The following is an 8,725-nucleotide window of genomic DNA, read 5'->3' as shown; positions in this document are numbered from 1 at the left end:
CAAGGCGGCGGCATCGCTCGACGGCAGGACCGCGCTCGAAAACGGCAGCAGCCAGTGGATCACCGCCGAGGCGGCGCGCGCCGACGGCCACGCCTGGCGGGCCMGCGCCGGCGCCATCCTGACCGGCGTGGGCACGGTGATCGAGGACAACCCCCGGCTCGACGTGCGCGGGGTCGACACCGTACGCCAGCCGCCCCTGGTGATCGTCGACAGCCGCCTGCAGACGCCGCCCGACGCGCGCCTCTTCGACATCCAGGATCGTCCGGTCTGGATCTACGCGGCCGCGCGCAACGACGACAGGGCCCGCGCGCTCGAGGCGCGCGGTGCCACCGTGCACTGCCTGGCCGATGCCGCCGGCAAGGTCGACCTCCCGGCGCTGCTCGGCGACCTCGCCCGGCGAGAAGTCAACGAGCTTCACGTCGAGGCCGGCCACAAGCTCAATGGCTCGCTGATGCGCGAAGGCCTGGTCGACGAACTGCTGATCTACCTGGCGCCGAAGTTCATCGGCGACGGCCTGGGCATCGCCAGCCACCCCCATGCGGGCGGCGCCCTGACATCGCTCGGCGCCGCGCTGGCGCTCGAATTCCAGTCCTTCGAGGCCATCGGACCCGATCTCCGGATCGTCGCCCGGGTCGCCGGCCGGGATCACTTTTAGGACCGCGTCGAAAGACCGACCCGCATCTCTGCGAAAATGCGCTCATGTTCACCGGAATCATTACCGGCGTGGGGCGCATCGCCGCCGTCCACGACCTCGGCAGCTCTTCATCCCACGGCAAGCGGCTCAGCATTGCGGTGCCCGACGGCTATCTGGACGACGTGGGGCTCGGCGACAGCATCGCGCTCAACGGCGCCTGCATGACCGTCACCACGCTCGATCCAGCCCAAAAGCAGTTCACCATCGACATTTCCGCCGAATCGCTGGACAAGACGGCCGGCCTGTCCGATCCCGCGACGCGCGTGAATCTGGAGAAGGCGCTGCGCGCCAGCGACCGCCTGGGCGGCCACATCGTCTCGGGCCATGTCGACGGCATCGGCATCGTGAATCGCTTCGCGGCCGTCGGCGAGAGCTGGGAACTGCGCGTGCTCGCGCCGCCCGCGCTGGCCCGCTTCCTCGCCTACAAGGGCTCGATCACCGTCAACGGCGTGAGCCTGACGGTCAACAGCGTCAGCGACGGCCCGGACGGCAGCGAAGTCAGCATCAACCTGATTCCGCACACGGTGGAAAACACCGCACTCGGCGGCCTGAAGCCCGGCAGCCGGGTCAACCTCGAAATCGACACCGTCGCCCGCTACGTGGAGCGCATGCTCCAGGCCGGCGTCATCCAACCACCCCAGAAAGACAGCACCCCATGAACGCCTCCGTCACGCCGATCGGCGCCCCGCGCAGCGGCCGTGCGCCCGCGCCCATTTCCCCGGTCGAGGAGATCGTGGCCGAGCTGCGCGCCGGCCGGATGGTGATCCTGGTCGACGAGGAAGACCGCGAAAACGAGGGCGACATCGTGCTCGCCGCCGACCACGTGACGCCCGAGGCGATCAACTTCATGGCGCGCCATGCGCGCGGCCTGATCTGCCTCACCTTGTCGCGCGAGATGTGCGAGCGGCTGCAACTGCCGCCGATGGTGGCGCGCAACGGCGCCAAACATTCGACCGCCTTCACGGTCTCGATCGAGGCCGCCGAAGGCGTGACCACCGGCATCTCGGCGGCCGACCGCTCGCGCACGGTGCAGGCGGCGGTGGCGCCCGACGCGGTCGCCTCCGACCTGGTCCAGCCCGGCCACATCTTCCCGCTGCAGGCGGTCGACGGCGGCGTGCTGATGCGCGCCGGCCATACCGAGGCGGGTTGCGATCTCGCGGCCATGGCCGGCTGCTCGCCGGCTTCGGTGATCTGCGAGGTGATGAACGAGGACGGCACCATGGCGCGCCTGCCCGACCTGCAGCTCTTCGCGGCCGAGCACGACATCAAGATCGGCACCATCGCGGCCCTGATCGAACACCGCAGCCACACCGAAACGCTGATCGAGAAGGTCGGCTGCCGCGAGATCCAGACCGCCTGGGGCCCGTTCACGGCGCATGCGTTCAAGGACAAGCCCAGCCGCGGCGTGCACCTGGCGCTGGTGCGCGGCAAGTGGAATGCCGGCGACACGGTGGACGTGCGCGTGCACGAGCCGCTCTCGGTGCTCGACGCGCTCGAAGTCAATCGCGGCCTGCATTCGTGGAGCCTCGACGCCAGCCTGGCCCATATCGCCGGCCAGGGCCAGGGCGTGGCCGTGCTGCTGAACTGCGGCGAGACCGGCGCCGAGCTGCTGTCGCAATTCGACGGCACCGCACGCCCGGCGCAGGCGCCGGAGCGCGGCCGCATGGACCTGCGCAGCTACGGCATCGGCGCCCAGATCCTGCGCGAGTGCGGGGTCCACAAGATGAACCTCCTTGGCACGCCGCGCCGCATGCCGAGCATGGCCGCCGGGTACGGTCTTGAAATCGCCGGCTACATCACGAAAGACGAGAGCTGATGCAACACGCGAACAAGGGCGCCGACGTCGCGCTCGACGGCAAGGGACTGCGCATCGGGATCGTGCAGGCGCGCTTCAACGAAGACATCACGGATGCGCTGGCTACGGCCTGCCGCGCCGAGCTGGCGGCGCTCGGCGTCGCCGAGGCCGACATCGAGCACCTGAGCGTGCCGGGCGCGCTCGAAGTCCCGGTGGCCCTGCAGGCGCTGGCCGAGCGCCAGCGCTACCACGCGCTGGTCGCGCTCGGCTGCATCATCCGCGGCGAGACCTACCACTTCGAGCTGGTGGCCAACGAATCCGGCGCCAGCGTGAGCCGGCTGGCGCTGGACTACCGCATCCCGATCGCGAACGCGATCCTCACCACCGAAAACCTCGAACAGGCCGTGGCGCGACAGACCGACAAGGGCCGCGACGCCGCGCGCGTGGCGGTCGAGATGGCGCGGCTGCTCGCCACCCTTTCATGACCGACGACACCAAAGCATCCAGCGGCAAGCCGCGCCAGACCCGCACCGGGCTCACCAGCACGGGGGCCCGCAAGGCCTCCGCCAAGTCGAACCGCAGCCGGGCGCGCGAGTTCGCGCTGCAGGCGCTCTACCAGCACCTCGTGGGTCGCAACGATGCGGCGTCCATCGACCAGTTCACGCGCGACCTGGCCGGCTTCCACAAGGCCGACGCGGCGCACTACGACGCGCTGCTGCACGGCTCGATCGAAGGCGCGGCCGAACTCGACGCGCTGATCGTGCCGCTGCTCGACCGCAAGCTCGAGGAGATCTCGCCCGTCGAGCATGCCGTGATGTGGATCGGCGTCTACGAGTTCCAGAATTGCCTCGACGTGCCCTGGCGCGTGGTGCTCAACGAGTGCATCGAGCTGACCAAGGAATTCGGCGGCACCGACGGCCACAAGTATGTCAACGCGGTGCTCAATGGCCTCGCCCCCCAATTGCGCCGCGACGAGGTCGAGGCCGACCGATTGACCGGCAAGGCCAAGCCATGAGGATTTCGAGCCGCGCTGAGCGCATCGAGCCCTTCTACGTGATGGAAGTGGCCAAGGCGGCCTCGAAGCTCGCGCGCGAGGTCGCGCACACCGACCGGCCGATGATCTTCCTGAACATCGGCGAGCCCGACTTCACCGCGCCGCCGCTGGTGCAGGAAGCGGCCGCGCGCGCGGTGCGCGCCGGCGCCACGCAGTACACGCAGGCCACCGGCCTCGATCACTTGCGCGAGCGCATCAGCGGCTGGTACGCCGAGCGCTTCAAGGTGGACGTGYCGGCGCGCCGCATCGTGATCACGGCCGGCGCCTCGGCGGCCCTGCAACTCGCCTGCCTGGCCCTGATCGAGGCCGGCGACGAGATGCTGCTGCCGGACCCGAGCTATCCCTGCAACCGCCACTTCGTGACCGCGGCCGACGGCCGTGCCGTGCTGGTGCCGACCACCGCGGCCGAGCGCTTCCAACTCAGCGCCGCCAAGGTCGAGGCCGCATGGACCGAACGCACCCGCGGCGTGCTGCTGGCCTCGCCGTCGAACCCGACCGGCACCTCGATCGCGCCCGACGAACTGCGCCGCATCCACGAGGTCGTGAGCGCGCGCGGCGGCATCACGCTGATCGACGAGATCTATCTCGGCCTGTCGTACGACGATGCCTTCGGCCAGACGGCGCTGGCGATCGACGACCAGGTGATCAGCATCAACAGCTTCAGCAAGTACTTCAACATGACCGGCTGGCGCCTCGGCTGGCTGGTGGTGCCGGATGCACTGGTGCCGGCCGTGGAGCGCCTGGCGCAGAACCTCTTCATCTGCGCCAGCACGGTGTCGCAGTACGCGGCGCTCGCCTGCTTCGAAACCGACAGCATTGCCGAATACGAACGCCGGCGGGCCGAGTTCAAGGCGCGCCGCGACTGGTTCATCCCGCAGCTCCAGGCGCTCGGCCTCGAGGTGCCGGTGATGCCCGATGGCGCCTTCTACGCCTGGGCCGACTGTTCCTCGTTCGCCGGGAAGCTCGGCATCTCGGGCAGCTGGGATTTCGCCTTCGAGGCCATGAAGCAGGCCCATGTCGCGGTCACGCCGGGCCGCGACTTCGGTGCCGCCGAGACCGGGCGCTTCATCCGTTTCTCGACCGCCAGCTCGATGGCACACCTCGAGGAATCGATCGCCCGCCTGCGCGCCTGGGCCGGCGCCGCGGTCCCTGCATGAGCGCAGCGCCGCGCCGCCCCAAGCACGCTGGCACCGCAGTGCGAAGCACGAAGGTGCGCCGATGAGCTTCGCGCTGCCGATCCGCGTCTACTGGGAGGACACCGATGCCGGCGGCATCGTGTTCTATGCCAACTACCTCAAGTTCATGGAGCGCGCCCGCACCGAGTGGCTGCGCTCGATGGGCATTGCGCAGCGCCAGCTGCGCGAGGACACCGGCGGCATTTTCGTGGTCAGCGAGACCCAGCTCAAGTACCACCGCCCCGCCCGGCTCGACGACGAACTGCTGGTTACAGCCGAGCTGCGCCAGATCGGCTCGGCGTCACTGATAATCGCCCAGCGCGTGCTATCAAATTCAGAGCAATCCGCAAGCGACGTGGCGGCCGGTCCCGCCCTGTTGTGCGAGGGCACGATTCGCATCGGCTGGGTCGATGCGGCCAGCTTGCGTCCTGCGCGCATCCCGCGCCAAGTTTCGGGAACCCTCGAGCACTTCGCCGGTTCCATGTCTCAACCTCTCAAGCCATGAATCAACAAGACCTGTCGATCCTCTCCCTCCTGATCCACGCCAGCCTGCCGGTGCAGCTCGTGGTGCTGCTGCTGATCCTGGTTTCCGTTGCCAGCTGGGCAGCGATCTTCCGCAAGTACTTCGCGCTCAAGCGCACGCGCTCGTTGAACGATGACTTCGAACGCGACTTCTGGTCCGGCACCAGCCTGAACGAGCTGTTCTCCTCGGCCGCGCAGAACGCCAAGTTCGCCGGCCCGATGGAGCGCATCTTCGCCTCCGGCATGCGCGAATACCAGAAGCTGCGCGAACGCCACGTCTCGGATGCCGCCACCCTGCTCGACGGTGCACGCCGCGCGATGCGGGCCAGCTACCAGCGCGAACTCGATGCGGTCGAGCAGAACCTGTCCTTCCTGGCGACGGTCGGCTCCGTCTCTCCCTATGTCGGCCTGTTCGGCACGGTCTGGGGGATCATGCACGCCTTCACCGGCCTGGCCGCGCTGGCCCAGGTAACGCTCTCGACCGTGGCACCCGGCATCGCCGAAGCGCTGGTCGCCACCGCGATCGGCCTGTTCGCGGCGATCCCCGCGGTGGTCGCCTACAACCGCTTCGCGCGCGAGATCGACAAGATCGCGATCGCGCTCGAGACCTTCATCGAGGAGTTCTCGAACATCCTGCAGCGCAACCTGACGGCCCACGTGAACCCGGCCACGGTGACCCCGGCCGGCGGCCGCTGAACGGAGCACCGCACCATGCCCGCCATGTCCTCCCGCGGCCGCGGCCGCCGCACGATCAACGAGATCAACATGGTCCCGTTCATCGACGTGATGCTGGTGCTGCTGATCATCTTCATGGTCACGGCGCCGCTGATCACGCCGAGCGTCATCAACCTGCCCACCGTCGACAAGGCCAACAAGCAGCCCGACCGCCCGATCGAGATCGTGATCAAGAGCGATGACGAAGTGCAGATCAAGAAGGATTCGTCCACCGGCACCGGCGGCAGCTCGATCCCGATGACGCAGATCGGCGCGGCCGCCAAGACCGCCCAGGGCGGCGACGCCGACCGGCCGGTGGTCATCAGCGCCGACAAGACCGTCAAGTACGAGACCGTGGTGAAGGCGATGAACCAGTTGAAGCGCAGCGGCATCGAGCGCGTCGGCCTCTCGGTCCAGACCACCGGCGCGAAGTGATGTCGCTGGCCGCCRACCGTCCCGAATTCGCGCCACCGCCGCAGCGCGGCACCCCGCGCGCCGTGGCGCTGGCGCTGATCGCCCATGCCCTGCTGATCGCGGCGCTGACCTGGGGCGTGAACTGGCGGCGCGAGGCCGAGAACGACGCGGTCGAGGCCGAGCTGTGGTCCTCGACCATCCAGCAGGCCGCACCGCGCGCCGTGGCGCCGGTGCCCGTACCGCCGGCCCCGACCCCCACGCCGGCACCGCCGCCGCCCCCACCGCCTCCACCTCCACCCCAGGCGGTACGGCCACCGGAACCGACGCCGGTTCCCAAGCAGCCCGACATCGCGCTCGAACGCGAGAAGAAGCTGAAGGAGCAGAAGGAACGCGAGCGCGAGCTCGAACAGCAGGCCCAGCAGCAGAAGAAGCTCGAAGCGGCGAAGAAGGCGGCGCAGGAAAAGCGCGAGGCCGAGGCCCGCGAGCGCGCCGAGGACGAGGCCGAGCGCAAGAAGGAAGAACAGAAGAAGCTGGCCGAGCAGAAGCGCAAGCAGGAGGCCGAGGCCAAGCAGGCCGAAGCCGCGAAAAAGAAGGAAGCCGAGGCCAAGCAGGCGGCCCAGGCCGCGGCCGACCGCTCGGCCACGCTCAAGCGCATGCAGGCGATGGCGGGCTCGGGCGGCGAAGGCGCCGCGGCGAAGTCCTCGGGCCCGTCGGGCAGCTACGGTGGCAAGGTCAACGCAGCCGTACGACCCAATGTCGTCTTCCCCGGCGTAGACCTTGTGAGCGGCAATCCAGTCGCCGAGTTCGATGTCCGGCTGGCACCCGACGGCACCATCGTCGGCACGCCGGTACTGGTCAAGTCCAGCGGACTTCCAGCCTGGGACGAGGCCGCCCTTCGCGCCTTGCAGAAGACCGAAAAACTGCCACGCGACATCGACGGCAGCGTGCCGCCGCGGCTGATCGTGGCGCTAAGGCCGAAGTCCTGAGGACTCAGGCAGACGGCACGATCCGCGGCCCGGCCAGCCGATCGATCAAGGCGTGCGCGGCGATCGCCGAAAGGCATCCGATCGCCATGCCGATCGCGATGTCCAGCGGGTAGTGCACGCCGACGACCACCCGTGAAATGCCCACGAGGCCGGCGAGCGCAAGCAGGAGGCCGCCCACCGACCGGTAGCGCGGCACGAGCAGAAACGAGAACGCCAAGGCACCGTAGGCGGTGGCGTGGCTGCTCGGAAACGACGGGCTCGGACCGTGCGCCAGGTGCTGGTAGCCCAGGCCGCTCTCGAAGGGCCGCGGCCGATCCCATGCCAGTCCGATGAGTTCGCAAGCCAGGCTGCCCAGCAGGATCGCCAGGACGGCGGCCACGACGGGCCTGACCAGGGGCCGCCATCGATGAATCGCCAGACCCGCCAGGAGCGCCAGCAACAGCCAATGGGCGTGGACGGACAGGAAGTACCCCGCCTCGACCAGCCACCTCCGATCGCCCGCATCCGCGTTCAGCAGCAGGAACAGCTCCCGGTCCAGCGCAATCATGGGGGCGGCCGCTGTGGCGCTATTCGTAGACCACCGACGCCTTGCCCGCCTCGGCCTGCGCCGTCCAGCTCGCCAGTGCCGCATCGGTCGGAAAGAACTTCGCCCGCTCGCCCAGTTGCAGCTCGACCTGCGCTCCGCCGCGTGCCAGCGACAGGCGCACGCCCAGCCCCTGCAGCAGTTCGCCATGCTCGCTCTGCTCGGTGCGCGGCGGAAAATCCTTCACCAGCCGCGCGATGTCGGGCGCCTTGCCGTTGACCGCCACGCGCAGGAACTTGCCGAAGCGGCAGCGCGCCGTCGCCAGGTCCCACACCTGCTGGACCTGGAAGCGGGCCTCGAAGCCGCCGCGGCCCGGCTGCAGGCGTCCGCTCACGATCACCAGTTCGTCGTCCTTGAGCACGTTGCGGTTGGCGTTGAACAGCGCATCGTCGGCCGTCGCATCGATGGCGCCCGACTTGTCGTCGAGCTTGAAGATGGCGAGCCGGCCGCGCTGGCCGTTGATCATGCGGAAGTCGCTCACGATGCCCGCGATCACCTGTTGGTCGCGGCTGTCGAGCAGGTCGTCGATCTCGCGCTTGCAGAAGCGCCGCACCTCGTGCGCGACCTCGTCGAACAGGTGCCCCGACAGGTAGAAGCCGACCGCGGTCTTCTCGTAGGTCAGGCGCTCCTTCACGCCCCAGGGCGTGGCGTCGATCATGTCGGGCTCCTGCGTCGCCGAGCCGTGCTCGCTGTCGCCGAAGATGTCGACCTGCGCCGCGTTCGCCTGGGTCGCACTGGCGAACTCGAAGGCCCGGTCGACCGAGGCGATCAGCGAGGCCCGGTTCTGC

12 protein-coding genes are annotated in these 8,725 nt (G+C 69.1%); 10 read left to right on the top strand and 2 right to left on the bottom strand.

The window, feature by feature from the left end:
- From AC1D2K_RS23320 to tolA, 10 genes are all read left to right on the top strand, one after another.
- A partial coding sequence (locus AC1D2K_RS23320; protein WP_478091340.1) for a RibD family protein occupies positions 1 to 655 on the top strand: 655 nt, incomplete at its 5' end.
- A gap of 44 nt (positions 656 to 699) precedes the next feature.
- The gene (locus tag AC1D2K_RS23315) at positions 700 to 1,353 is read left to right on the top strand and encodes a riboflavin synthase (RefSeq protein ID WP_478091338.1); all 654 of its coding nucleotides are present in this window, start codon (positions 700 to 702) and stop codon (positions 1,351 to 1,353) included.
- On the top strand, positions 1,350 to 2,510 hold the full coding sequence (ribBA, locus tag AC1D2K_RS23310; RefSeq protein WP_478091337.1) for a bifunctional 3,4-dihydroxy-2-butanone-4-phosphate synthase/GTP cyclohydrolase II: 1,161 nt from the start codon (positions 1,350 to 1,352) through the stop codon (positions 2,508 to 2,510). The genes AC1D2K_RS23315 and ribBA overlap by 4 nt, the downstream gene beginning before the upstream one ends.
- Positions 2,510 to 2,974 (top strand): 6,7-dimethyl-8-ribityllumazine synthase, encoded by a 465-nt coding sequence (ribH, locus tag AC1D2K_RS23305; RefSeq protein WP_478091335.1) that lies wholly within the window; start codon positions 2,510 to 2,512, stop codon positions 2,972 to 2,974. The genes ribBA and ribH overlap by 1 nt, the downstream gene beginning before the upstream one ends.
- A complete protein-coding gene (gene nusB, locus AC1D2K_RS23300; protein WP_478091334.1) occupies positions 2,971 to 3,504 on the top strand; it encodes a transcription antitermination factor NusB in 534 nt (177 codons plus the stop codon). Before ribH ends, nusB begins: the two co-directional genes overlap by 4 nt.
- On the top strand, positions 3,501 to 4,700 hold the full coding sequence (locus AC1D2K_RS23295; RefSeq protein ID WP_478091332.1) for a pyridoxal phosphate-dependent aminotransferase: 1,200 nt from the start codon (positions 3,501 to 3,503) through the stop codon (positions 4,698 to 4,700). The genes nusB and AC1D2K_RS23295 overlap by 4 nt, the downstream gene beginning before the upstream one ends.
- A gap of 61 nt (positions 4,701 to 4,761) precedes the next feature.
- Positions 4,762 to 5,223: a tol-pal system-associated acyl-CoA thioesterase gene (ybgC, locus tag AC1D2K_RS23290; RefSeq protein ID WP_478091331.1), complete on the top strand. Its 462-nt coding sequence runs from the start codon at positions 4,762 to 4,764 to the stop codon at positions 5,221 to 5,223.
- The gene (gene tolQ, locus AC1D2K_RS23285) at positions 5,220 to 5,936 is read left to right on the top strand and encodes a protein TolQ (protein ID WP_478091329.1); all 717 of its coding nucleotides are present in this window, start codon (positions 5,220 to 5,222) and stop codon (positions 5,934 to 5,936) included. Before ybgC ends, tolQ begins: the two co-directional genes overlap by 4 nt.
- Positions 5,937 to 5,951: 15 nt before the next feature.
- Positions 5,952 to 6,389, top strand: coding sequence for an ExbD/TolR family protein (locus AC1D2K_RS23280; protein ID WP_478091327.1), 438 nt, complete (start codon positions 5,952 to 5,954; stop codon positions 6,387 to 6,389).
- Positions 6,389 to 7,354: a cell envelope integrity protein TolA gene (tolA, locus tag AC1D2K_RS23275; RefSeq protein ID WP_478091326.1), complete on the top strand. Its 966-nt coding sequence runs from the start codon at positions 6,389 to 6,391 to the stop codon at positions 7,352 to 7,354. The genes AC1D2K_RS23280 and tolA overlap by 1 nt, the downstream gene beginning before the upstream one ends.
- 4 nt (positions 7,355 to 7,358) lie before the next feature.
- Here the strand turns inward: tolA and AC1D2K_RS23270 are convergent, their stop codons facing one another.
- Together AC1D2K_RS23270 and AC1D2K_RS23265 are read right to left on the bottom strand one after the other, a co-directional pair.
- Positions 7,359 to 7,901 carry a phosphatase PAP2 family protein gene (locus AC1D2K_RS23270; protein ID WP_478091325.1) on the bottom strand — a complete coding sequence of 181 codons (543 nt, stop codon included), beginning with the start codon at positions 7,899 to 7,901 and terminating at the stop codon, positions 7,359 to 7,361.
- Between the two features lie 19 nt (positions 7,902 to 7,920).
- Positions 7,921 to 8,725, bottom strand: an 805-nt coding sequence (locus AC1D2K_RS23265) for an OB-fold nucleic acid binding domain-containing protein (RefSeq protein WP_478091323.1), incomplete at its 5' end; no start/stop codon positions are given.

Source organism: Variovorax sp. P1_H12_2, assembly GCF_056405335.1.
Note: the sequence above shows the minus strand (reverse complement) of the source record. Positions and strands in the feature narration are given on the sequence as shown.